The organism is Streptomyces shenzhenensis (assembly GCF_021462265.1).
GTDB lineage: Bacteria > Actinomycetota > Actinomycetes > Streptomycetales > Streptomycetaceae > Streptomyces > Streptomyces shenzhenensis.
In genome coordinates, this window is the sequence record NZ_JAJONF010000001.1 from 119,835 (window position 1) to 142,656 (window position 22,822).

General features: G+C 72.4%; 19 protein-coding genes, 1 tRNA gene and 1 pseudogene. 10 read left to right on the forward strand and 11 right to left on the reverse strand.

Annotated elements, in window-relative coordinates; genetic code table 11:
- Positions 1-203 precede the first annotated feature (203 nt).
- The gene (locus LQ326_RS00565) at positions 204-1,601 is read right to left on the reverse strand and encodes a GntT/GntP/DsdX family permease (protein WP_234531371.1); all 1,398 of its coding nucleotides are present in this window, start codon (positions 1,599-1,601) and stop codon (positions 204-206) included.
- Between the two features lie 54 nt (positions 1,602-1,655).
- Complete coding sequence (locus tag LQ326_RS00570) at positions 1,656-2,174, reverse strand: gluconokinase (protein ID WP_234531373.1); 519 nt, start codon at positions 2,172-2,174, stop codon at positions 1,656-1,658.
- A gap of 158 nt (positions 2,175-2,332) precedes the next feature.
- Between LQ326_RS00570 and LQ326_RS00575 the strand changes: the two genes are divergently transcribed.
- On the forward strand, positions 2,333-3,034 hold the full coding sequence (locus LQ326_RS00575; RefSeq protein ID WP_234531375.1) for a FadR/GntR family transcriptional regulator: 702 nt from the start codon (positions 2,333-2,335) through the stop codon (positions 3,032-3,034).
- A gap of 2 nt (positions 3,035-3,036) precedes the next feature.
- Here the strand turns inward: LQ326_RS00575 and LQ326_RS00580 are convergent, their stop codons facing one another.
- The 4 genes from LQ326_RS00580 to LQ326_RS00595 all read right to left on the reverse strand — a co-directional run bounded on the left by LQ326_RS00580 (position 3,037) and on the right by LQ326_RS00595 (position 9,569).
- A complete protein-coding gene (locus LQ326_RS00580; protein WP_234531376.1) occupies positions 3,037-3,438 on the reverse strand; it encodes a YchJ family protein in 402 nt (133 codons plus the stop codon).
- Positions 3,439-3,451: 13 nt separating this feature from the next.
- A complete protein-coding gene (locus LQ326_RS00585) occupies positions 3,452-4,825 on the reverse strand; it encodes a M1 family metallopeptidase (RefSeq protein WP_234531378.1) in 1,374 nt (457 codons plus the stop codon).
- A gap of 77 nt (positions 4,826-4,902) precedes the next feature.
- A complete protein-coding gene (locus tag LQ326_RS00590) occupies positions 4,903-8,769 on the reverse strand; it encodes a Pls/PosA family non-ribosomal peptide synthetase (protein WP_234531380.1) in 3,867 nt (1,288 codons plus the stop codon).
- A 356-nt stretch (positions 8,770-9,125) separates the two neighbouring features.
- A complete protein-coding gene (locus LQ326_RS00595; RefSeq protein WP_234531382.1) occupies positions 9,126-9,569 on the reverse strand; it encodes an ATP-binding protein in 444 nt (147 codons plus the stop codon).
- 242 nt (positions 9,570-9,811) lie between these two features.
- On the opposite strand from LQ326_RS00595, the gene LQ326_RS00600 reads away from it, so the two are divergent.
- Positions 9,812-10,678 (forward strand): helix-turn-helix domain-containing protein, encoded by an 867-nt coding sequence (locus tag LQ326_RS00600; RefSeq protein WP_181805839.1) that lies wholly within the window; start codon positions 9,812-9,814, stop codon positions 10,676-10,678.
- A 3-nt stretch (positions 10,679-10,681) separates the two neighbouring features.
- On the forward strand, positions 10,682-10,921 hold the full coding sequence (locus LQ326_RS00605) for a DUF397 domain-containing protein (RefSeq protein ID WP_234531384.1): 240 nt from the start codon (positions 10,682-10,684) through the stop codon (positions 10,919-10,921).
- Positions 10,922-11,015: 94 nt separating this feature from the next.
- Here the strand turns inward: LQ326_RS00605 and LQ326_RS00610 are convergent.
- A tRNA-Leu gene (locus tag LQ326_RS00610) sits at positions 11,016-11,103 on the reverse strand.
- A gap of 212 nt (positions 11,104-11,315) precedes the next feature.
- On the opposite strand from LQ326_RS00610, the gene LQ326_RS00615 reads away from it, so the two are divergent.
- The 3 genes from LQ326_RS00615 (at position 11,316) to LQ326_RS48195 (ending at position 14,076) form a co-directional block, all read left to right on the forward strand.
- Positions 11,316-12,641, forward strand: coding sequence for a M20/M25/M40 family metallo-hydrolase (locus LQ326_RS00615; protein ID WP_234531385.1), 1,326 nt, complete (start codon positions 11,316-11,318; stop codon positions 12,639-12,641).
- A 145-nt stretch (positions 12,642-12,786) separates the two neighbouring features.
- A complete protein-coding gene (gene chpH, locus LQ326_RS00620) occupies positions 12,787-13,020 on the forward strand; it encodes a chaplin ChpH (protein WP_181805842.1) in 234 nt (77 codons plus the stop codon).
- 144 nt (positions 13,021-13,164) lie between these two features.
- Positions 13,165-14,076, forward strand: coding sequence for a chaplin (locus LQ326_RS48195; RefSeq protein WP_234531387.1), 912 nt, complete (start codon positions 13,165-13,167; stop codon positions 14,074-14,076).
- Between the two features lie 85 nt (positions 14,077-14,161).
- Here the strand turns inward: LQ326_RS48195 and LQ326_RS00630 are convergent, their stop codons facing one another.
- Positions 14,162-14,350: a DUF5703 family protein gene (locus tag LQ326_RS00630; RefSeq protein WP_234531390.1), complete on the reverse strand. Its 189-nt coding sequence runs from the start codon at positions 14,348-14,350 to the stop codon at positions 14,162-14,164.
- 47 nt (positions 14,351-14,397) lie between these two features.
- Between LQ326_RS00630 and LQ326_RS00635 the strand changes: the two genes are divergently transcribed.
- Complete coding sequence (locus LQ326_RS00635) at positions 14,398-15,126, forward strand: hypothetical protein (protein WP_234531391.1); 729 nt, start codon at positions 14,398-14,400, stop codon at positions 15,124-15,126.
- 159 nt (positions 15,127-15,285) lie between these two features.
- Here LQ326_RS00635 and LQ326_RS00640 read toward each other — a convergent pair whose 3' ends face one another.
- On the reverse strand, positions 15,286-17,613 hold the full coding sequence (locus LQ326_RS00640) for a helix-hairpin-helix domain-containing protein (RefSeq protein ID WP_372496690.1): 2,328 nt from the start codon (positions 17,611-17,613) through the stop codon (positions 15,286-15,288).
- Complete coding sequence (locus LQ326_RS00645) at positions 17,610-18,593, reverse strand: aldo/keto reductase (protein WP_234531401.1); 984 nt, start codon at positions 18,591-18,593, stop codon at positions 17,610-17,612. The genes LQ326_RS00640 and LQ326_RS00645 overlap by 4 nt, the downstream gene beginning before the upstream one ends.
- Positions 18,594-18,847: 254 nt before the next feature.
- Between LQ326_RS00645 and LQ326_RS00650 the strand changes: the two genes are divergently transcribed.
- Both LQ326_RS00650 and LQ326_RS00655 read left to right on the forward strand, forming a co-directional pair.
- On the forward strand, positions 18,848-19,903 hold the full coding sequence (locus LQ326_RS00650; protein WP_234531403.1) for an LLM class F420-dependent oxidoreductase: 1,056 nt from the start codon (positions 18,848-18,850) through the stop codon (positions 19,901-19,903).
- Between the two features lie 223 nt (positions 19,904-20,126).
- Positions 20,127-20,915 carry a ferritin-like domain-containing protein gene (locus tag LQ326_RS00655; RefSeq protein WP_234531404.1) on the forward strand — a complete coding sequence of 263 codons (789 nt, stop codon included), beginning with the start codon at positions 20,127-20,129 and terminating at the stop codon, positions 20,913-20,915.
- 22 nt (positions 20,916-20,937) lie between these two features.
- On the opposite strand, the pseudogene LQ326_RS00660 reads toward LQ326_RS00655, so the two are convergent.
- A pseudogene (locus LQ326_RS00660) lies at positions 20,938-21,976 on the reverse strand (magnesium and cobalt transport protein CorA).
- 62 nt (positions 21,977-22,038) lie between these two features.
- Here LQ326_RS00660 and LQ326_RS00665 point away from each other — a divergent pair.
- Positions 22,039-22,725: a histidine phosphatase family protein gene (locus LQ326_RS00665; protein WP_234531407.1), complete on the forward strand. Its 687-nt coding sequence runs from the start codon at positions 22,039-22,041 to the stop codon at positions 22,723-22,725.
- Positions 22,726-22,822 lie beyond the last annotated feature (97 nt).

A 22,822-nucleotide genomic window follows, 5' to 3' on the forward strand; every position in this document is an offset into this window, starting at 1 on the left:
CCTGCGGGGCCCGCGCGAGGCACTCCGGCGGCACATCGGAAACCGCCGAGCACGAGCACTGCGGCCGATCGCCGTCGCCGCGGAGCGAACCGCGGAAGCGGCCGCTCCGTGACTCCCGCCGCGACGGTGACCAGCCGGGAAGGCGGAGGCCGATGGTGCGCCGCCGGGCACACCATCGGCCTCCGCCCACTCCCGGATCTCTCCTAGATCACCAACGAGAGCAGCAGGACGAGGCCGCCCCCGACCACCGAGATGATCGTCTCCATCACGGACCAGGTCTTGAGCGTCTGGCCGACGCTCAGGCCGAAGTACTCCTTCACCAGCCAGAACCCGGCGTCGTTGACATGGCTGAAGAACAGCGAGCCCGCGCCGATGGCCAGCACGAGGAGGGCGGTGTGGGCGGTCGACATGTCGGCCGCCAGGGGAGCAACCAGGCCCGCCGCCGACACCGTGGCCACCGTCGCCGAGCCGGTCGCCAGCCGGATCGCCACCGCGATCAGCCAGGCCAGCAGCAGCGCCGGGATCGACCAGTCCTTGGAGATCTCCAGGATCATCTGGCCGACACCGCAGTCGATCAGCGTCTGCTTGAAGCCGCCGCCCGCACCGACGATCAGCAGGATGCCCGCGATGGGCGCGAGGCTCTTCTCGACGGTCTCCGAGAGGCGTTCCCTGGTGAACCCGGCCGGCCGGCCCAGCGTGAACATGCCGACGATCACGGCCGCGAGCAGCGCGATCAACGGGGAGCCGATGACGTCGAAGACGCGCTGGACGGTGTGCGCCGGGTCGTCGACGACCACGTCGACCAGCGCCTTGGCCAGCATCAGGACGACCGGCAGCAGGATGGTGACGAGGGTGGCGCCGAAGCCGGGGCGGTCCTCCAGTTCCGCGGACGGGCGCTGCGGGAGCATCCGGTCGGGGGCCTGCACGTCCACCCAGCGGGCCGCGACCTTGGAGAACAGCGGACCGGCGATGATCACGGTCGGTATCGCGACCAGGACACCGAGGGCCAGGGTCAGGCCCAGGTTCGCGTGGACCGCGTCGATCGCGACCAGCGGACCCGGGTGCGGGGGCACCAGGCCGTGCATCACGGACAGACCGGCGAGGGCCGGGATGCCGATGCGCATCAGGGAGTAGTGGCCGCGCTTGGCGACCATCAGCACCACCGGGATGAGGAGCACGATGCCGACTTCGAAGAAGAGCGGCAGCCCGATCACGGAGGCGATCAGCACCATCACCCAGGGCATCGCCCGCCCGCCGGCCTTGGCGAGGATCGTGTCGACGATCTGGTCGGCGCCGCCGGAGTCGGCCAGCAGCTTGCCCAGGACCGACCCGAGCGCGATCAGGACACCCACGCCGGCGACGGTGGAGCCGAGCCCGGTGGTGAAGCTGGTGATGACCTTGTCGAGCGGCGCCCCGGCGAACGCGCCGAGCGCGAGCGAGCCGATGGTGAGCGCCAGGAAGGCGTGCAGCTTGAACGTGGTGATGAGCAGGACGATGACGGCGATGCCCAACAGGACGGCGATGCCGAGTCGGGCGTGTCCGGACGACGTGATGGGCGCGACGGCGTCCGCTGCCAGCACCTCGACGCTGAGTCTGGTCACGGGGTGTTCCTTGCGGTTATGGGCCAGTTATGGGGACAAACAAAGGGGGGTGTGTCACTGCGGGGCGGGGCCGGGCAGCGCGTCCAGCGCCCGCACGGCCCGTGCGGTGATCTCCTCGGGGCTGCCCGAGATGTCCACGGCGACGCCGGCCTCGTCCGCCTCCAGCGGCTGGAGGGCGGCGAACTGGGAGTCCAGCAGCGCGGTCGGCATGAAGTGACCCCGCCGGTGCGACATCCGGTCCTCGATGAGCTGCCGGTCGCCGGTGAGGTGCACGAAGACAAGGCCCGGGGCCGCGGCCCGGAGCCGGTCGCGGTACGCCCGCTTCAGCGCGGAGCAGCTGACCACGCCGCCCCCCTCCCGGCCGTGCGCCCACGCGCCGATGGCGTCCAGCCACGGCCACCGGTCGGCGTCGTCGAGCGGGTGCCCGGCCGACATCTTGGCGATGTTGGCCGGCGGGTGGAAGTCGTCGCCCTCGGCGTACGGGACGCCGAGCCGGGCGGCGAGCAGGGGACCGATCGTGGTCTTGCCCGTGCCGGCGACGCCCATCACCGCGACGACGTGGGGGGTCCGCATCACTGCCTCGCTGTCTTCCTCGGGAGATCCGGACAACGACACCGGCGTACGGCATCCGGCGTCGGCCTCACTGAAACCCATTAGGTACGACGAATTCAAGAGCCTGTGACATATAAGTCTGACTTTTTCGCCGGTGATCCACTCGGTACGCTGAGTGCATGAGCACACCTGGCCGGGGCCTGCACGGCCGAGTACTGGACGCCCTCGGCCCGGCCATCACCGCCGGTGAGTACCCGCCGGGAAGCGTCCTGCGTACGGACGAGCTTTCCCAGCACTTCGAGGTGTCACGCTCGGTGATGCGCGAGGCGGTGCGGGTCCTCGAATCCATGCACCTGGTCGAGTCCCGCCGCCGGGTGGGCGTCACCGTCCGCCCAAGAGCCGAGTGGAACGTCTACGACCCGCAGGTCATCCGCTGGCGGCTGGCCGGCGCCGACCGCCCGCACCAGCTGCGCTCGCTCACCGTGCTGCGTTCGGCGGTCGAGCCGGTGGCGGCCGGCCTGGCGGCGCGGCACGCCACGGCCGCGCAGTGCGCCGAGCTCACCGAGTGTGCCCTCGGCATGGTGGCCCACTCCCGCGGCCACGAGCTGGAGGAGTACCTGGTCCACGACGTGGCCTTCCACCGCGTGATCCTGACGGCCTCGGGCAACGAGATGTTCGCCCGGCTCGGCGACGTCGTGGCCGAGGTGCTCGCCGGCCGCACGCACCACGAGGTGATGTTCGAGGACCCCGACCCGGCCGCCGTCACCCTCCACGTCCAGGTCGCGGAGGCGGTACGCGAGGGCGACGCCCCCCGCGCCGAACAACTGACCCGCGCCATCACGACGGGCGCCCTCCAGGAACTGGACGTCCTGGCGCCGTAGCGCTACTGCGGCGGGAACACCCCGTCCAGATACACCCAGGCTCCGTCGACCCGCTCGAACCGGCTGCGCTCCTCGAGCGAGCCGCCCCGGTAGGAGGCCCGGAAGGTCACCATGCCGGTGGAGTGGAAGGGGGAGCCCTCGGCCGTCGCCAGGATTTCCAGGCCGGTCCAGCGCATGCCGGGGTCCAGGTCCAGCCGGGCCGGACGGGTCCGGGGGTGCCAGGTGCGCAGCAGGTACGGCTCGTCACGTTTCACGAAGGCGCTGTAGCGCGAGCGCATCAGCGCCTCCGCCGTGGGCGCCGCCGCCTCGCCCCGGTGGAACCGGCCACAGCACTCCTCGTACGTCTCCGCCAGACCGCACGGGCAGCCGGCGGACGGCTGCCGCCGGGAGCGTTTCGGTGTCATGCGCCCGCCCCCCCTACGCCGACTCGGCGTTGGTGGGCGGCTGCGCCGGGCGGGCCGGGACGGCCGGGGCGGGCAGCGCGGGCAGCGCCGCACGGTGCACCCAGGCGTCGAGGAGGCCGTCCAGCGGCTCGTCCGCGAACCGGTTGACGTGGGCCGTGAACATCGCGGTCGTCACGGACCCGCCCCGGTGCAGGCCCGCCCACGCACGCAGCATGTGGAAGAACCGGTCGTCACCGAGCGCGCACCGGATCGCGTGGACCGTCACACCGCCCCGCTCGTAGAGGCGGTCGTCGAACATCGACTTCTTGCCGGGGGCGGCGATCCGGATGTCCTGCGGCAGCCCGGACAGCAACCGGTGGGCGGCGGCCGCCAGTTGCTGGGCGCTGCGCCCGCCCGAGCGCTCCGACCACAGCCACTCCGCGTACTTGGCGAGCCCCTCGTTCAGCCAGATGTGCCGCCAGTCGGCGATGGACACGCTGTTGCCGAACCACTGATGGGCGAGTTCGTGCGCCACCAGCCGTTCCGAACCCCGGGCCCCGTCCACGTGGTTGACGCCGAACAGCGACAGCCCCTGGGCCTCGACGGGGACGTCGAACTCCTCGTCGGCGACGACCACGGCGTACTCGCCGAAGGGATACGGCCCGAACAGCCGCTGGAACAGGTCCATCATCGCGGGCTGCCGCGCGAAGTCCCGTGAGAACTCCGGCAGCAGATGCGCCGGTATGTGCCCGTGCATCGGCACCCCGCCGATGCCGGGATCGCCCAGCAGCACGGTCTGGAACTTGCCGATCGCGAGGCTCAGCAGATAGCTCGACGTCGGTGCCGCCTGCTCGTACACCCAGGTCGTCGTCGACGCCTTCGCGGTACGGGTGAGCAGCCGGCCGCCGGCCACCACCGAGTACGCCGACGGGCAGGTGACCGAGAGCAGGTACGACGCCTTGTCGGCCGGCCGGTCGTTGCACGGGAACCAGGAGGGCGCGCCCACCGGCTGGCTGGCCACCAGCGCGCCGTCCGTCAGCTCCTCCCAGCCGATCCCGCCCCACGGGCTGTTCACCGGCTTCGGGTTGCCGGACCAGTGGATCTCCACGGTGAAGGCGGCCCCGGCGCGCGGCGGCTTCGCCGGCTTGATCCGCAGCCTGCCGCCCCGGTGCGTCCAGTGCGGCTGGCGGCCGTCCACCCGGATCCGGCCGATCTTGAAGTCGGCCAGGTTCAGCTGGAACTCGGACAGGGCCGCCCGGCCCGCGATCGCGTTGATCCGGGCCGTGCCGGCCAGACGATTGGGTCCGGGCCGGTAGTCCAGCGTGAGCTCATAACGATGCACCCGGTACCGGGGATCGCCGTTGTCCGGGAAGTACGGGTCCGGACCCGCTGACTGCTGCACTGCCACTTCCGCGTCCGCTCCCTGCGCTGTGCTCGAACCGTCTCTCGGCGCACCTGCGCCCGCGGCCACCGGACGGCCCGCGCTCAGGGACGCCATGCCTCGATCGGATTGCCGAGCCAGCGGGTGCCGTCGGGAACCGACTCCGCCGCCATGACGAGGGACGCGGGCCCCAGGGTGGTACGGGCCCCGATCGTGCTGCCGGGCAGCACGATCCCGCCAGGACCCAGTGTGGCGCCCTCACGGAGGACCACAGTATCCGTCCGCAAGATCCGGTCGTGGAAGAGGTGAGTCTGCAGCACACAGCCGCGGTTCACCGTGGCCGCGTCCTCCAGGGTCACCAGATCCGTCTCCGGAAGCCAGTAGCTCTCCACCCAGACGCCCTTGCCGATGTGCGCGCCGAGGCCGCGCAGCCAGGCCGTCATCACGGGAGTACCCGGAACCGAGCCGGCCAGCCACGGCACCGCCAGCACCTCGACGAACGTGTCCGCCAGCTCGTTGCGCCACACGAACGAGCTCCACAGCGGGTGCTCCGCGCTGCGGTGCCGCCCGACCAGCACCCACTTGGCCAGCACCGAGACCAGGCCCGCGAGCGCACCGGCGGCGAGCAGCACCAGGCCCGACAGCAGCGGCGCCCAGCCGCCGAGCGCGCACAGCGCGGCCACCGTCAGACCGGCCAGCGCCACCGAGCACAGCACCGGCACGATCCTGCACGTCTCCACCAGGGCCCGCGCCCACAGCAGCCGCTTGGGCGGCTCGTAGGTACGGCTCTGGTCACCGTCGGCCGCGCTGCGCGGCAGCTTCACCGGCGGCAGCCCCAGGTACGACGTGCCCTTCTTGGCCTTCTTCGGCGTCGCCGAGAGCACCCCGACAAGTCCGCCGTCCGGCACACTGCGCCCCGGCGCGGTCATCCCGGAGTTCCCGAGGAAGGCCCGCCGCCCGATCTCCGCGCGCCCGATCCGCACGTACCCGCCACCCAGCTCGTACGGCGCGGTCAGCGTGTCGTCGGCCAGGAACGCGCCCTCGCCGACCGTCGTCAGGCTCGGCAGCGCGAGCACGGTCGACACCTCGGCGCCCTTGCCGATCCGCATCCCGAGCAGCCGCAGCCACACCGGCGTGACCAGGCCGGCGTACAGCGGAAAGAGCGTCTCGCGGGAGCGGTCCATCAGCTGGGACACCGTCCACGCCTGCCAGCCGGTCCGGCTGTGCGTCGGGTAGGTGCCGGCGCGCAGCCCCAGGCTCAGCAGCCGGACCGAGACCAGGAGCAGCAGCGCGTACGCCAGCCCGAACGCCAGCGTGGCCGGGACCAGCGCGGCCGCCGCGCCCCGCAGGGCGTCGGCCAGGCCGTCCCCGGGGGCCACGAAACGCCCGGCGGCCAGCAGTGCGGCTCCGCCCGCCAGCACCGGCAGCGCGTTGAGCGCGAAGCCCGTCAGGCCGTACATCACGCGCCAGTGGGTGCCGCGCCGCGGCCGCTGCTTGGGCCAGTTCCGCTTGGCCTTGCCCAGCTTGACGGCCGGGGCGCCGGCCCAGCGCTGGCCGGTCGGGATCTGCCCGGTGACCGCGGAGCCGGGGGCCACCTCGGCGCGCTTGCCGACCCGGGCGCCCGGGAAGAGCATGCTGCGCGTCCCGACGACCGCGTGGGCGCCGATCCGGACCGGGCCGACGACCAGCCGGTCGCCGTCCAGCCAGGAGCCGGACAGGTCCACCTCGGACTCCACGGCCGCGCCCCGCCCGATCCTGAGCAGGCCGGTGACCGGCGGCAGCGAGTGCAGGTCCACCTCGGGGCCGATCCTGGCGCCCAGCGCCCGCGCGTACCGCTCCAGCCAGGCCCCGGTCAGCGTGGTCGCCCCGGCGAACTCGGCCAGCCGCTCCGCCGCCCACAGCCGCAGGTGGACCGAGCCGCCGCGCGGATACGTGCCGGGAGCCACGCCCCGCAGCAGCAGCCGCGCGCCACCGGCCGCGATCGCGATCCGGCCGGGCGGGGTGAACAGCACCACGGCCCCCAGGGCCACCAGCCACCAGGGCGCGGTGGGCAGCCAGCCGTAGCCGTCCAGCACATTGCCGAGCGCGGCGAGGGCCACCGTCCAGCGCAGGCCGAGCAGGGTGAACAGGGGAAGCAGGAGCAGCAGCTGCACGAACTGGGCGGCGCGCGGCACGGGCCCGATCGTGCGCTCGGCGCCGTCGTCCTGCGCGGACTGCTCCAGCCGCCGGGCCAGCTTGCGCAGCACCGGCTGCTGGTAGATGTCGAGGACGGCCACGCTCGGGTAGCGGGTGCGCAGCCGGGTGGTGAGCCGGGCGGCGGACAGGCTGCCGCCGCCGATCGCGAAGAAGTCGTCGAAGGCGCCGCTCACCGGGATGCCGAGGACCTCGGTCCACTGTTCGGCGAGCCATGCCTCGGTGCCGTACAGCTGCCCGGCCGGACCGACGGTCCCCAGGCTCTCCAGGGGCCAGGGGAGGGCGTTGCGGTCGACCTTGCCTGAGGTGCGGGTGGGCAGTTCGGCGACCGGCGCCAGCAGCGGCACGAGGGCGGCCGGCAGCTCGGCGCGCAGCTTCTCGACGGCCGCCGCGTGGTCCCAGCCGTCCTGGGTGACGACATAGCCGACCAGGAGCTGGTTGCCGCCGCGCGCGGTCCGTACGGCCGCCGCCGCGCCCGCGACGCCGGGGAGCGCCTGGAGGGCCGCGTCGACCTCGCCCAGCTCGATCCGGCGCCCGCCGAGCTTGATCTGCTCGTCGGCGCGCCCGAGGAAGACCAGCCCCTCGCGGTCGGCCCGCACCAGGTCACCGCTGCGGTACGCCCGCTGCCAGCCCAGCGACTCCAGGGGCGCGTACTTCTCCGCGTCCTTCTCGGCGTCGAGGTACCGGGCGAGGCCGGCCCCGCCGATCACCAGCTGGCCGCTCTCGCCCATGGCCACGGGCACGCCCGCGTCGTCCACCACGGCCAGCTCCCAGCCGTTCAGCGGCAGCCCGATGCGGATCGGCTCCTCGCCGGTCATCAGGGCCGCACAGGCGACCACGGTGGCCTCGGTGGGCCCGTAGGTGTTCCAGACCTCGCGGCCCTCGGTCACCAGGCGCTGCGCCAGCTCGGGCGGGCAGGCCTCGCCGCCGAAGATGAGAAGCCGGACGTCGTTGAGGGTCTCGGGCTCCCAGAGGGCGGCCAGGGTGGGCACGGTCGAGACGACGGTGATCTCCTGCTCGACCAGCCAGGGGCCGAGGTCGGCGCCGCTGCGCACCTGGGAGCGCGGCACGGGCACCAGGCAGGCGCCGTGGCGCCAGGCCAGCCACATCTCCTCGCAGGAGGCGTCGAAGGCCACGGAGAGGCCCGCCATGACCCGGTCGCCCGGGCCGATCGGCTCCTCGGCCAGGAACAGCGCGGCCTCGGCGTCCACGAAGGCGGCGGCGCTGCGGTGGGTGACGGCGACGCCCTTGGGCGTGCCGGTGGATCCGGAGGTGAAGATGATCCAGGCGTCGTGCTCGGTCCCGGGCCGGCCGGCGGGCTTCGCGGACTCGCGGCGGACGTCGATGTGCAGACCGGCGCCGAGAACGGCCGCCACCTCCGCCTCACCGAACACCAGTGCGGCCCGCTCGTCCGGGTCCTCGGCGTCGACGGGCACGTAGGCGGCACCGGCGGCGAGGACGCCGAGCACGGCGATGTACAGGTCGTTGGTCCCGGAGGGAACCCGGACGCCCACCCGGTCCCCGAGCCCGATCCCGGCCTCGGCGAGCCGCCGCCGCAGTCGTGCCACCTCGACGGCGAGCGCGCGGTAGGTGAGCTGGGCGGCGCCGTCGTCCAGCGCGGGCTCGTCGGGGTGGGCCCGCACCGTGGCTTCGAACACGTCCACGAGCGTGCGCGGCGAGGCCGCCGGTCCGGCCGAGAACCGTGCCGTGTTCCCGAACTGCTCGCGGATCTCCTCGTCGAGCAGGCCGAGAGCACCGCTCCCGTCAATGGCTGCCATCCGGTCCTCGCGTCTCGTTCCCGGAACCCTCCGGGGCGCCGGCGGATCCCCAGGTCTGCCTGGGATTGTCCGGCTCCGGCTGGGTAACAAGCCGGAAATATTAGTACGACGCTAGGCTTCCGCTCCTCCGGCAGCCACCCGGAGGCAGCCGTTCGGAGCAGGCCCTCGACTCTTGAGCAAGCCCTGACCAGGGGTTATCCGCCCACGGGAGAGATGGGACACACAGCGTGAGGCAGGCCAACTCCACGTGTCCGGCGGCGCCTGCGGCAACGGCCGGCCCCGCGGCGAGGAGGGGAGAACGCCGCGGAACCGGCCGTCACCGTGGGGGTGGAGGAAACGTCACGGGGCGCCGGACGTCACGCGGCGCTGACCTCGGCCCAGATGGACTTGCCCCAGGGCAGATTGCCCACCCCCCAGCGGCCCGAGCAGAGCGCGTCGAGGATGAGCAGACCGCGCCCGCGGTCCCGTTCGACCGAGATGGGGCGCAGCCGGGGGTGGCGGCCCAGCGGGTCGTGCACCTCGACCCGGGTCCGGGAGCCGTCGGTGTCGATGACGAGACGGACCGGGTCGTCCGGATCGGTCTCGTAGCGCAGGGAGTTGGTGACCAGCTCGCAGGTGACCAGGGCTACCGCGTCGATGTGGTCACGGGAGGCGTCAGGGGTGTGGTGCGCGATGAAGTCGCTCACGAACAGCCGGGCGGCCTTGGCCGACTGAGGCTCGCTGGCCAGTAACAGAACCGGCGGCGGGGCGACTTGCACGGCGCGGGGTTCGGTCGTGGTGCTCCGCTGGCGTTCGATCATGTGCATCCCCTCACGGGCATGTCCCAACGCAGGCACGGTGGTTCGCCATGCGAGTGCGGTCACTGTCGTATTTCCCGGATTCATGGTGCCTTCACGGCACAGTCGATCGCAATACGTACCACGGGATGTGAAATATTGCGCATCGAGTCGAGAGAGTTGCGAGACAAGCCTTCAGCCGGTGGCGGGGGTCGGGGCGGCACGGGCAGACTGTCGGGCAGTTCACCGGACAGAAGGGGGAACCCGTGAGCACGCCCACGGTGCGCCGGCGACGGCTCGGTGCGAAGTTGCGTGAACTGCGCGGCGAACTCACTCTCGACGAGGTCGCCGAGCACTCCGCAGGCGCGTTCGTCTCCTCCAAGCTCTCCCGGATGGAGACCGGCAAGACGGCCCCCAAGGCAGCGGACATCGAGGCGCTGCTCCACCTGTACGGCGAACTCGGCCGTGACGTCAGCGACGAGCTGCGCGCGGCCCTGATCACGCTCACCAAGGAAGGCGGCCGGCGCGGCTGGTGGCACTCGTACCGGGGTGTCCTCACCCCGGTCTACGAGGATCTCATCAGCCTGGAGGCGGAGGCCGAGACGGTCTCCACCTGGCAGCTGGGCATGATCCCCGGACTGCTCCAGACCGCCGAGTACGCCCGCGAGATCATCCGGGCGACCGCCATGTCCGAGGCGGTCGAGGCACGGGTCGACGCGCTGGTCGAGGTACGGCTGGCACGCCAGGCCGTCCTCACCCGGGACAGCGACCCGTTGGCCCTCTGGGCGATCATCTCCGAACAGGCCCTGCGCTCCACCACCGAGGATCCCGCCCTGATGTACGAGCAGTTGGGGCGCCTGCTTACGATGGGGCGGCGCCCGAACATCAACATCCAGGTGTTGCGATCGGACGCTCCCCTGCACGCCGGGCTCACCGGCACCTTCAGCATCCTGGGCTTCGGTCCGCACACGGACCTGGACGTCGTCCACCAGGAAGGGCTGACCTCCGCCCTGTACATCGAGGAACGTGATCGGGTCTCCACGCACCGGGCCGCGTGGCAACGCCTCACGTCTGCCGCCGAGTCCGTCGAGGCGTCGGTGGAACTGATCACCCAGATAAGGAAGAACGAATAAGGAATGAAGCACGCTGACGACGCGTCGACTCTGCCGGTGATCTGGTGGAAGTCCTCGGCGTCCGCATCACAGTCCGACTGCGTGGAATGCGGGATCGTCGACGAGGCGACGGTCGCCGTCCGCGACAGCAAGTGTCCCGACGGACCCGCGCTCCTGCTGGACCGCGCCACGCTCCGTGCGTTCACCTCCACCCTCGCCCACCGTGACGGCCGAATAGGCGGCCCCGTGGACGGCATCGGCTGAGACAGCGCGGCGCCCACCGCGAGGGGTGGTCGCCCGCACTCTGCCCAAAATGCCCGGAAAACCAAGAAACCCCTGCTCAGCAGGGGTTTCTTCGTGGTGTCCGAGGGGGGACTTGAACCCCCACGCCCGATAAAGGGCACTAGCACCTCAAGCTAGCGCGTCTGCCATTCCGCCACCCGGACAAGGTGTCTGTCGTGCGAAGTCTTCCGTGTGGGTTTCCCTCGCGGCGACGAAGGAAACACTACCAGGCTTTCGGGGGCGGCCGATCACACCCCGTTCCGGGGCGGGCGGGCGTGAACGGGCGTGTGACGGGCCGGGACCGGCCTTGGGCCCGGGGCGGGAGGAGAGGGAGGATGGCAGGGACCGGCCGGCAGGGACAGCAGGAGGAAGCAGCGTGAGCGAGACAGACACGGCCAAGGGCGTCACCGGTGAGGACGAGGTCGTGGACCTCTGCCGCGAGCTGATCCGGTTCGACACCAGCAACTACGGCGACCACTCCGGTCCCGGTGAACGCAAGGCCGCCGAGTGGGTCGCGGAGAAGCTCGCCGAGGTCGGCCTGGAGCCCAGGATCTTCGAGTCCCACCCGGGCCGCGCCTCCACGGTGGCCCGCATCGAGGGCGCGGACCCCTCCCGGCCCGCCCTGCTGATCCACGGCCACCTCGACGTCGTGCCGGCCAACGCCGACGACTGGACCCACCACCCCTTCTCCGGCGAGGTCGCGGACGGGTGCGTGTGGGGCCGGGGCGCGGTCGACATGAAGGACATGGACGCCATGACCCTGGCGGTCGTACGGGACCGGCTGCGCAGCGGCCGGAAACCGCCCCGGGACATCGTGCTGGCCTTCCTCGCCGACGAGGAGGCCGGCGGCACCTGGGGCGCCCGGCACCTGGTCGACAACCACCCGGACCTCTTCGACGGCGTCACCGAGGCGATCAGCGAGGTCGGCGGCTTCTCCTTCACGGTGAACGAGCAGCGCCGGCTCTACCTCATCCAGACGGCCGAGAAGGGCATGCACTGGATGAAGCTGAAGGTGGCCGGGACCGCCGGGCACGGCTCGATGATCCACCGCGACAACGCCATCACCGAGCTGTCCGAGGCCGTGGCCCGGCTCGGCCGGCACAGGTTCCCGGTGCGGGTCACCAAGACCACCCGGGCCTTCCTCGACGAGCTCGGCGACGCGCTCGGCACCGAGCTGGACCCGGAGGACATGGAGTCGACGCTGGCCCGGCTCGGCGGCATCGCCAAGCTGATCGGCGCGACCCTCGGCAACACCGCCAACCCGACCCAGCTGAACGCCGGCTACAAGGTCAACGTCATCCCCGGCGAGGCCACGGCGCACGTGGACGGCCGCTTCCTGCCCGGTCACGAGGAGGAGTTCCTCGCCGACCTGGACCGGATCCTCGGTCCGAACGTGGTCCGTACGGACGTGCACTCCGACAAGGCGCTGGAGACCAGCTTCGACGGAGCCCTGGTGGAGGCCATGCAGTCCTCGCTGCTCGCCGAGGACCCGACCGCCAAGGCGATCCCCTACATGCTCTCCGGCGGCACCGACGCCAAGTCCTTCGACGACCTCGGCATCCGCGGCTTCGGTTTCGCGCCGCTCAAGCTGCCGCCGGAGCTGGACTTCGCGGGCATGTTCCACGGCGTGGACGAGCGGGTGCCGGTGGACGGGCTGCGGTTCGGCGTGCGCGTGCTCGACCGTTTCATCGACGCGTCGTAAAGTCCTGGCTTCATATAATCGGGCGGCTGTACGAGGCCGAATGAGAAGAGTGAATGCGACGATAAGCTCGTAGCTCCATTACTCCCTCCTCGTTACTCCAGATGTGATCCGCTACTGCGGATCGCATTGCCAACAAGGAGGAATAATGCTCAAGAAGGTCGTCGCTGCTGCGGCTGCCACTGGTGGTCTGGTTCTCGCGGGTGCGGGCCTGGCTGTCGCCGACTCGGGGGCCCAGGGCGCTGCCGTGCACTCCCCGGGTGTCGTCTCCGGCAACGTGATCCAGCTTCCCGTGCACGTCCCGGTGAACGTCTGCGGCAACACGATCTCCGTGATCGGGCTGCTGAACCCCGCCTTCGGCAACTCCTGCATCAACAAGTGACGCCGGCTCCCTGAGGGGCGTCTTTCCGTCGGCCCCGGAGCGCGCGCCACGCGCTCCGGGGCCGACCGGTTTCTCCGCGGGCTTTTTCGAACGGATGCCCGTGCGGAATGCAAGGTCAGGATCCGAGGCAGGGGAATTCAGAAAATGCGACAGGGTACCCGTAAGGGTCTTATGACAGTGGCCGCGGCGACCGGCGTGATCGCCGCGGCAAGCGGATACGCCCACGCCGACTCGGGGGCGGCCGGTTCCGCCGCCCGCTCGGCCGGCGTGCTCTCGGGCAACACGGTGCAGGCGCCGTTGCACGTGCCGTTGAACATCTGCGGCAACACCGTGAACGTCGTCGGTGTCCTCAACCCGGCGATGGGCAACCGGTGCGGCGGCCAAGGCGGCGCCGGTGGCTCGCACGCCGGGGGCCGGACCGCCGACTCGCCCGGTGTCGGTTCGGGCAACACGGTGCAGGCGCCGATCGACGTCCCGGTCAATGTCTGCGGCAACAGCGTCGACGTCGTCGGTGTCCTCAACCCGGCGATGGGCAACCGGTGCGGCGGCCAAGGCGGCGCCGGTGGCTCGCACGCGGGAGGCCGGACCGCCGACTCGCCCGGTGTCGGTTCGGGCAACACGGTGCAGGCGCCGATCGACGTCCCGGTCAATGTCTGCGGCAACAGCGTCGACGTCATCGGCGCCGGCAACACCGCCGCGGGCAACGAGTGCGCCGACAACGGGGGTTCCGGACACCCGGGCCACCCCGGGCAGCCCGGTGGCGGTCACCCGACGCAGCCGCCCGGCCACGGCACCACCCCGCCCGGCAACCCGGGCACGCCGGGACAGCCGGGGACACCGGGCCACCACCCGGGCACCCCTCCCGCTCACTCCGGGAACAGGACCGTCCCGACCGGTAGCCACGGCGGCATCGTCAGCCCGCTGGGCAGCGCGCCGGTCGCCGCGCAGCTCGCGCACACCGGCGGCGACCTGCCGCTGGGCCTCGTGCTCCCGGCGGGCGCGGGCTCGCTGATCGCGGGCGCGGTGCTGTACCGCAGGGCCCGCGCCACGGCGTAGCGCACGGACGGTGACGCACCGGTGGCGGTGCGTCGAACGGGACGGGCCCCGCGACGCGGGGCCTCCTCCCGTCAGTCGGCCAGTCTCACCATGTGGCACGCACCTGGCGGATGATCCGCCGGCGCAACCGCACCCTGCGGCTGCCGTCGCGCATGAGGCTCAGTCGGTCCAACTCCCAGTGTCTGTACTCGGCATGGTCCGTCAGCAGACGTGTCGCCTCCTTGCGGGACACCCCGCGAGGTACGTACACGTCGACAAATTCGTATTCCGGCATCGCATCTATTGTGCGGGCTGGTGCCCGGTACGGATAGCGTCTGCACTATGTCTGATGCTGCGCAGCCCACCGCTGCCGAGGTACGCGCCGCCGCCGAGGCGGTCAAGACCGCGCTCGACCGCCATCTGGCCGCGGTCGAACGCAGGTCGGGGGAGGACGACCCGGCTGTCTACGAGGCGTTCAACCAGCTTGCTGCGGCCGCCGAGGTCTACGACGAGCTTCTCTACGACCGCTACGACGAAGTCACGCCCTTCGAGATCCCCGGTACGGACGACTCGCTGCCGCCGTACGCGGGCCCCGAGGAACCGAACGCGATCAGCGTGCTGATCCGCCGCGACTACGCCGTGGCCGAGCCGCAGCGGCTGCTGGCGCAGGCCCAGCGGGTCGAGGCGGCGGAGTACAGCGACGGTCCCGGCGCGGACGAGGGCGCCGCCGGCACGATCCACGGAGCCCTGGGGGTCCTGTTCGGCGAGTTCGAGCCGGACGAGATCGCCTCCCGGCACAAGGAGTTCGGCCTGGAGGAGGGCGACTCGACGCTGTGGGTGACCGCGGCGGACGAGCCGGCCGAGCCCGGCGAGTGGCTGGAGGCGCCCTTCGAGGGGGTCGAGCCGCAGCGGGTGGTGTGCCGCTTCGACGTCAGCGCGGTCTTCGACGACGAGGACGACGAAGGCGACGAAGACGACGACGGCGAGGGCGCCGGGGACGCCGACGAACTGGACGACGTCCTCGACCTGGACGAGGACGAGGACCTGGAGCCGTTGGACGCCGAGCGCTGAGCCGACGGCCGGCGGTGCCTTCCGGAGGCCGAGACCGGACGGGCACCGCCGGTCGGCGCCGTCGCGGCTGATCGACGCCGCGGCGGATACGGTCCGGCGGCGGACGGGGATCGCGCGGCGTGGTCGGCGGTGCCCGCGCGGAGCCGCCGGCGGAATCGGTCAGTTCGCCGCGGGCACCTGCGTCCTCAGCAGCAGCGGCAGGCGGGTCGTCCGGGGCTTCGGCAAGGTCTCGGCCACCGCCTTCGGCAGGGCCTGCTCCACGCCGTGGACCACCGACAGATGGCGCTCCGCCCTGCTGAACGCCGTGTACACCCAGGGGCGGCTCAGGGACTGGACCGCGTCGCCGGGCAGCACCACGACCGCCGCCGGCCAGCGGCCGCCCGCCGCCTGGTGGGCGGTCAGGGCCCAGCCGTGCCGGACGGCCTGCTCCACCCGCTCCTTCGGTACGACCACGGGCGTGCCCGCGCACGACAGGTGCAGCCCGTCGGCGTCGGCCTTCACCACCTGCCCCGGCACCGTGCGGCCCGGTACGGGGGAGTAGGCGATCCGGTCACCGGGGTCGAAGCCGCCGAAGCGGCCGGGGCCGGGATTGAGCCGTTCCTTGAGGGCCGCGTTGAGGGCGCGGGTGCCCGCCGCCCCGCCGTGGCCCGGGGTGATCACCACCGTCTGCTCGGCGGGGACACCGATCGCGCGCGGGACGGAGTCGGCGACCAGCTGCACCGTCCGGTGCACCGCCTCGCCCGCGTCCCGTACCGGCACGATCACGACCTCCTTGCCGGGCGCCTCGACCTGGGTGAGCTCGCCGACGCCGATCCCGGAGACCAGCTCGCCGAGCGGGCCGGGGTCGGGCGTGCGGGAGGCGATCTGCGGGCACACGCGGGCTGCCAGCAGGTCGGCGAAGACCCGCCCGGGCCCCGCGGACCACAGCACCGCCGGGTCCCCGCTCAGCACCAGCCGGGCCCCGTCGGGCAGCGCCTCCACGAGCATCGCGGCGCCCTCCACGTCCAGCTGCGGCGCGTCCAGCACGATCAGCAGGTCGAGGTCCAGGGCGCCGTCCGCGTCCCGGCCGGGGCCCACGGCGCCGGACAGCAGGTCGGCGACGGTGCCGACGGCTCCTTCGGCGCCGGTGAGGCGCCGGCCGCCGTCGGGGGTGTGGGTGGCCGCGAAGGCGCGCAGTCCGGCGGCGCGGGCGGCGGTCAGCAGGGCCGCGGGTTCGGCGCGGGCCGCCTCGCCGCCGGTGTGCAGCACCAGCCCGTGCCCGGCGACCGCCCGCGCCAGCTCGGCCGCGCCGCCGGAGGCCGCCGCCGCGGCCGCCTCCCAGGGCTCCGGGGCGTCCTTGGCGAGGGAGCCGACGAGCCGGGCAAGACCGTCGGCGAGGCTCTCCTCGGCCAGCGCGTACCGCTCCAGGGCGGCCAGGATCCGGACCGGCCGCTCCTCCTCGTCGTCCTCGGGCTCCGGGGCGCCCGGATCCAGGGCGTCCTGGAAGACCAGCGCCTCACCCTCCGCGAGCGCGCTCTGCACGGCGGCCTCCGGGTCGGGCACCGCCCGCTGGGCCAGCGCGGCGGTGAGCGCCGGCATCTCCAGCGCGGTGTGCCCGGCCACGGCGGCCTGTTCGAGGAGCCAGCCCGTCACAGCCCGGCCGCGCCGCTCGTCGTCCGGCGCGCACTGGCCGCCGAGCAGCGCCCGCGCGAACCCGTCGGCCTGGTCGGGCCGTACGCCGGCGACCCGGAGCAGCTGCCAGGGATCCTCCCGCAGCAGCGTGTCCGCGCCCTCGCCGAGGACGGCGGCGACCTGGAGGGCGAGCGACTCGGGCGCGCCGCCGTCGGCCAGCACCCCGCGCACCGCCGCGACCGCCTCCGCCGCGGGGCCGCCGGTCATGGCGGCCACGGCGGGCACCGCGGGGGCGGGCGCCGGCTGCGGGCGCCGGACGGCCTCGGGCTCGGGCCTCCGGCGCGGCTCCGGTTCCGGTGCCGCGAAGACGGTGGCCGCCGGCTTCTCGCCGCTCTCCACCGCCCGGATCGCCGCGAGCAGATCCGCCGCCTTCCCGCTGAGCCTGGCCCCGCTCTCGACCGGACCCGCCTTCTCGGCCTTCCGCCGCGCGATCCGCTCCCGCTCCACCCGCTGAGCGGCCAGCTCGGCGGCGGCCTCGGACACCTGAGCTGTGCCTTCGGCCCGGTTCTCGCTGCCGGAGCCGGTGGTGCCGGACCCGGTGGTGTGCGTGTCGGGGGACGTGGCCGGGCCGGCGGTGAGGTTTCCGGTCTCTGTCGTCTCCCCGGCCGTCGTGCCCTCGTCGGCCTCGGCCTCGGACACCTGAGCTGTGCCTTCGGCCCGGTTCTCGCTGCCGGAGCCGGTGGTGCCGGACCCGGTGGTGTGCGTGTCGGGGGACGTGGCCGAGCCGGCGGTGAGGTTTCCGGTCTCTGTCGTCTCCCCGGCTGTCGTGCCCTCGTCGGCCTCGGGCTCGGCGCCCAGCCCCGGCTCCGTGCTCACAGCGTGCTCCAGTCGTGATCGGGATAGCGGTGCACGGGCGCCGACACGTCGTCGAGCGCCCGGCAGATCTCGTCAGGAAGACTAAGCGCCTCCACTGACAACGCCCCCGCGAGCTGCTGCGCGTTGCGCGCGCCGACGATCGGGGCTGCCACGCCCGGCCGGTCCCGCACCCAGGCGAGCGCCACCTGGAGCGGGGTGACCGCGAGCCCGTCCGCCGCCGTCTGCACCGCGTCCACGATGCGGGTGGCGGTGTCGTCGAGGTACGGCTCGACGAACGGCGCCAGATGCTCGGAGGCGCCGCGCGAGTCCGGGGGAGTGGAGTGGCGGTACTTCGCGGTCAGCACGCCCCGGCCCAGCGGGGAGGACGGCAGCAGGCCGATGCCCAGGTCGAGGGCGGCGGGCAGCACCTCGCGCTCGATGCCGCGCTGGAGCAGCGAGTACTCCAGCTGCGTGCTCGCCAGCCGGGTGCGCGTGCCCGGCGCCGCGAGCTGCCAGGTCGCGGCCTTCGCCAGCTGCCAGCCGCAGAAGTTGGAGACCCCGGCGTACCGGGCGCGACCGCTGCCGACCGCCAGGTCGAGGGCCTGGAGGGTCTCCTCCAGCGGGGTGTCCGGGTCGTAGGCGTGCACGTGCCAGACGTCGACGTAGTCGGTGCCGAGACGGGCGAGAGAGGCGTCCAGCGCGGCGAGCAGATGGCCGCGCGAGCCGTTGAAACGCCGGTCGGGGTCGGGGACGCTGCCCGCCTTCGTCGAGATGATCAGGTCCCGGCGCGGCACCAGCCCTTCCATCAGCTGCCCGAGCAGGTACTCGGCCTCTCCGTCGCCGTACACGTCCGCGGTGTCCACGAGGGTCCCGCCGGCCTCCCAGAACGCCTTCAGCATGTCCGCGGCGTCGTGCTCGTCGACGTCCCGGCCCCAGGTGAGGGTGCCGAGCCCGATCCGGGACACGCGCAGGCCGGTACGGCCGAGATGCCTCTGCTCCATGTCAGCCGACATTACTGGCCAGAGCTGGTGCGTTGGGTTGCCTGTGGACAACCGATTTCACCGGGCAGCGGAGCGTTCCGGGAGGCGGGAGCCGACCCGCCCGGGGGTGCGGGAGAGCGTCGCTGGACGGCTCCGCCGCAGGGGCCCGACCAGCCGCCGCCCGCCCGCGGCCGCGAACCGGCCCTCCGTGCCGAAAGCCTCCGCGCTAAGGTCTCTCGCGACAACGACGTTACTGATCGGTAAGGGGAACGGCCATGCAGCTCGGGATCAACCTCGGCTACTGGGGTGCCGGGATGGACGGGGACAATCTGGCCGTGGCGCAGGAGGCCGAGCGGCTCGGGTACGCCGTGTGCTGGGCCGCCGAGGCCTACGGCTCCGACGCCGCCACCGTGCTGAGCTGGGTCGCCGCCCAGACCGAGCGCATCGACGTCGGCTCGGCCATCTTCCAGATCCCGGCCCGGCAGCCGGCCATGACCGCGATGACCGCGGCGACCCTCGACTCCCTCTCCGGCGGCCGTTTCCGGCTCGGCCTCGGCGTCTCGGGGCCGCAGGTCTCCGAAGGCTGGTACGGCGTCAAGTTCGACAAGCCGCTCTCCCGCACCCGCGAGTACGTGGAGATCGTGCGCAGGGCGATGAGCCGGGAACGGCTGTCGTACGAGGGCGAGCACTGGACGCTGCCGCTGCCCGGCGGTCCCGGCAAGCCGATCAAGCTGACCGTGCACCCGGAGCGCGAGCACATCCCGGTCTACATCGCCGCCATCGGCCCGAAGAACCTGGAGCAGACCGGCGAGATCGCCGACGGCGCGCTGCTGATCTTCCCCTCGGCCGAGCATCTGGAGGAGACGGCGGTCAAGTACCTGCGCGCGGGACGGGAGAAGGCGGGCAAGACCCTCGACGGGTTCGACATCTGCCCGACGCTGCCGCTCGCCGTCGGCGACGACAAGGACGTCGCCACCCTCGCCGACACCTTCCGGCCCTACACCGCGCTCTACGTCGGCGGTATGGGCAGCCGCAAGCAGAACTTCTACAACCAGCTCGCCCGGCGCATGGGCTACGAGCGGGAGGCCGCCGAGATCCAGGACAAGTACCTGTCCGGGGACAAGAACGGGGCCGCCGCGGCCGTACCGCAGGAGCTGATCGACCAGACCACGCTGCTCGGGTCCGTGGAGCGGATCGCCGACCGGATGAAGGCCTACGCGGCCGCCGGGGTCACCACGCTCTCCCTCGCGCCCGCCGGCTTCGCCCTGGACGAGCGGCTCGCCTCGCTGCGGGCCGGCGCGGAGGCCCTGGAGCGCGCCGGGCTCGCGTGAGCGCCTGAGGGGAAGTCCGCGGCCGTGGTGGGGGCTCGGGGGGGCTTCCCCGCCACGGCCGCCACGCGGAACAACGCGCCGGATCCCACGCGGTTACGCCTCGCGGGGCCCCGGTGGTCCTCCTTTCGGCCGAGTGTTCCCGTACCCCCTGTTGCAGTGACTCCGATGCGGCATTTGACTCGTTCTTTGCGGGTTTGGTGAGTCCTCCAGAGAGGTGCCCACGATGCTGTCAGCCAGGAGTCTGTTCCAGGAGATCCTCGACAACGACGAGTCCTTCCGGCTCTTCTGCTCCATCGCGGCCAGCGGGGAGTCCCAGGGCGGCTGGGAGAACGGGCGGATCGCCGCGCTGGTACCGGCGAGCGAACGCGGCCTCGCCACGAAGATCACCCGCCACGGCGCCGACGAGGACAAGCACGGGCGCATCTTCCGCGCACTGCTCAGGAAGCGCGGGCTGACACCCGTCGCGGTACCGGCCGACACGGACTACACGATGATCCTGGAACGGCACGGCATCGGGCTCGCCCACCAGCGGCTCAGGGCCGACCGGCCGCTCACCGTCCCGGACATCGTCACCTACCTCGCCCACAGCCGGGTCACCGAGCAGCGCGCCTCCGAGCAGATGGCGCTGCTGCGCCGGTACTTCGCCGACCACCCGGACGTGGGCCGCGCGGTGCGCATGATCTCCGGTGACGAGGACAACCACCTCGCCTACTGCCACGAGGAACTGCTGCGCCTGGCCGCCGCCGGGCACGGCCACGCCATCCAGCGCACGCTCCGCGCCTGCGCCCTCGCCGAGATCCGCGTCTACCGGGACGTCAGCCTCGCCGTCATGGCCCACATGGGCCGCATCCTCGGCTGGCCCAAGGCCACCTCCGCGCTCCTGGCGCTCGGCATCCACGCCGTCTACGCCTACGAACGCGCCGCCGGCTGGCGCCGCATGGTCCGCCTGCGGATGCCGGAGCGCCGCAACGCCCTGGGCGGCCCCGCGGCCGCCGCCCCCGAGTTCGCCTGACCCGGCGGGCCGCGACCGTCCCTCACATCCACCCGCGGCGCTTGAAGAGCCGGTACAGCACCGCCTCCAGGAACGCCATGATCATGATCACCGCCGGGTACGACCAGATCCAGTGCAACTCGGGCATGTGGTCGAAGTTCATGCCGTAGATCCCCGCGATCATCGTGGGGACCGCGGCCATGGCCGCCCACGCCGAGATCTTCCGCATGTCGTCGTTCTGCCGCACGCTCATCTGCGCGAGATGGGCGCTCAGGACGTCCGACACCAGCCGGTCCAGGCCCTCCACGCTCTCGTTCACCCGCATCAGATGATCGTTGACGTCCCGGAAGAACGGTCGGGCCGACTCCTGCACGAAGGGCACGGCCACACCGCTGCCGTACGAGCCGACTCCGGCCAGCTTGGTCATCGGCACGGCCAGCGGCACCGTCGCCCGCCGGAACTCCAGGATCTGCCGCTTGAAGGTGTAGATCCGCGACGCGGTGTGCCGGGAGCCGCCGCCGCTGGGCGAGAACACCTCGGTCTCCAGTTCCTCCAGGTCGCTCTGCAGCTCGGTCGCGACCTCCAGGTAGTGGTCCACGACGGCGTCGGAGATCGAGTACAGCACGCCGGTCGGCCCGTGCCTGAGCATCTCGTGCTGCTCCTCCAGATGCCGCCGGACGTCCCCGAGCGGCGACGGCGTCCCGTGGCGCACGGTCACCACGAAGGAGTCCCCGATGAAGATCATCAGCTCGCCGGAGGTCACCGTGTCGCTCTTCGGCTCGTAGTTGACCGGCTTCAGGACGACGAACAGCGAGTCGTCGTACACCTCCAGCTTGGGCCGCTGGTGGGCGCTCAGCGCGTCCTCGACGGCTGGGGGCACCTCCCATGCCCGTTCAGGGCTATGGGGGAGGATGCAGCCCGAACTCGTCGGTGACCAGGTCGAACTCGCGTTCCGTCGGCTCGTGCAGGCCGATCCACAGAAAGCTGTCGCCACGCCCGCGTGCCTCCGCGAGGGCGTCGGAGAAGTCCTGCGGTGTCTCGGTCCTTCGCCCGTCCCGGTAGATGGCGCAGTCGACGATCACGGAGCGTATTCTCCTGTCGCCCGCGCGCCTGTGCACTCCGGCGTGCGCCTACCCTGGGCCGCATGCCCACGCTGATCCTCGTAAGGCACGGACGTTCCACGGCCAACACCTCGGGTGTGCTGGCCGGCTGGACGCCGGGCGTCGCCCTCGACGAGCGGGGAGCCGCCCAGGCCGCCGCGCTGCCCGGCCGGCTCGCCGGGCTGCCGATCTCCGAGATCGTCACCAGCCCGCTGCAGCGCTGTCAGGAGACGGTCCGCCCCCTGCTCGACGCCCGCCCCGAACTCACCGCGCACACCGACGAGCGGATCGGGGAGGCCCACTACGGCGACTGGTCCGGCCGCAAGCTCGCCGAACTCAACGACGAACCGCTGATGGAGGTCGTCCAGGCCCATCCCTCGGCGGCCGCGTTCCCCGGCGGCGAGTCCATGCGGGCCATGCAGACCCGTGCCGCCGAGGCGGTACGCGAGTGGAACGCGCGCGTGGCGCGCGACCACGGTTCGGACGCCGTCTATCTCATGTGTTCGCACGGTGACATCATCAAGTCCCTTGTCGCGGACGCGCTCGGCCTGCATCTCGACCTCTTCCAGCGGATCTCCGTCGAACCGTGTTCCATCACAGCGATCCGTTACACCCGCCTCAGGCCGTTTCTCGTTCGTCTCGGGGACACCGGGGATTTGGCCTCCCTCGCCCCCCGCGAGGAACCCCCCGGGGAGGACGCCCCGGTCGGTGGCGGCGCCGGCGCGCCGTGATCGTCGGCCGCAGTAGGGTGAAGCGATCCACGTAAGCGGCCCCCGGCCGCGTCGTCGCCCTCCCGAAACCCACGCACTCTCGATTCCCATGGAGACA

Bases quoted from the DNA above. Each gene is read 5' to 3' on its own strand.
- LQ326_RS00645 (WP_234531401.1), bottom strand. From the start codon at position 18,593: ATGGAGCAGAGGCATCTCGGCCGTACCGGCCTGCGCGTGTCCCGGATC.
- LQ326_RS48195 (WP_234531387.1), top strand. From the start codon at position 13,165: ATGCGACAGGGTACCCGTAAGGGTCTTATGACAGTGGCCGCGGCGACC.
- chpH (WP_181805842.1), top strand. From the start codon at position 12,787: ATGCTCAAGAAGGTCGTCGCTGCTGCGGCTGCCACTGGTGGTCTGGTT.
- LQ326_RS00595 (WP_234531382.1), bottom strand. From the start codon at position 9,569: ATGATCGAACGCCAGCGGAGCACCACGACCGAACCCCGCGCCGTGCAA.
- LQ326_RS00570 (WP_234531373.1), bottom strand. From the start codon at position 2,174: ATGCGGACCCCCCACGTCGTCGCGGTGATGGGCGTCGCCGGCACGGGC.
- LQ326_RS00665 (WP_234531407.1), top strand. From the start codon at position 22,039: ATGCCCACGCTGATCCTCGTAAGGCACGGACGTTCCACGGCCAACACC.
- LQ326_RS00635 (WP_234531391.1), top strand. From the start codon at position 14,398: ATGTCTGATGCTGCGCAGCCCACCGCTGCCGAGGTACGCGCCGCCGCC.
- LQ326_RS00650 (WP_234531403.1), top strand. From the start codon at position 18,848: ATGCAGCTCGGGATCAACCTCGGCTACTGGGGTGCCGGGATGGACGGG.
- LQ326_RS00575 (WP_234531375.1), top strand. From the start codon at position 2,333: ATGAGCACACCTGGCCGGGGCCTGCACGGCCGAGTACTGGACGCCCTC.
- LQ326_RS00655 (WP_234531404.1), top strand. From the start codon at position 20,127: ATGCTGTCAGCCAGGAGTCTGTTCCAGGAGATCCTCGACAACGACGAG.
- LQ326_RS00630 (WP_234531390.1), bottom strand. From the start codon at position 14,350: ATGCCGGAATACGAATTTGTCGACGTGTACGTACCTCGCGGGGTGTCC.
- LQ326_RS00605 (WP_234531384.1), top strand. From the start codon at position 10,682: ATGAAGCACGCTGACGACGCGTCGACTCTGCCGGTGATCTGGTGGAAG.
- LQ326_RS00580 (WP_234531376.1), bottom strand. From the start codon at position 3,438: ATGACACCGAAACGCTCCCGGCGGCAGCCGTCCGCCGGCTGCCCGTGC.
- LQ326_RS00590 (WP_234531380.1), bottom strand. From the start codon at position 8,769: ATGGCAGCCATTGACGGGAGCGGTGCTCTCGGCCTGCTCGACGAGGAG.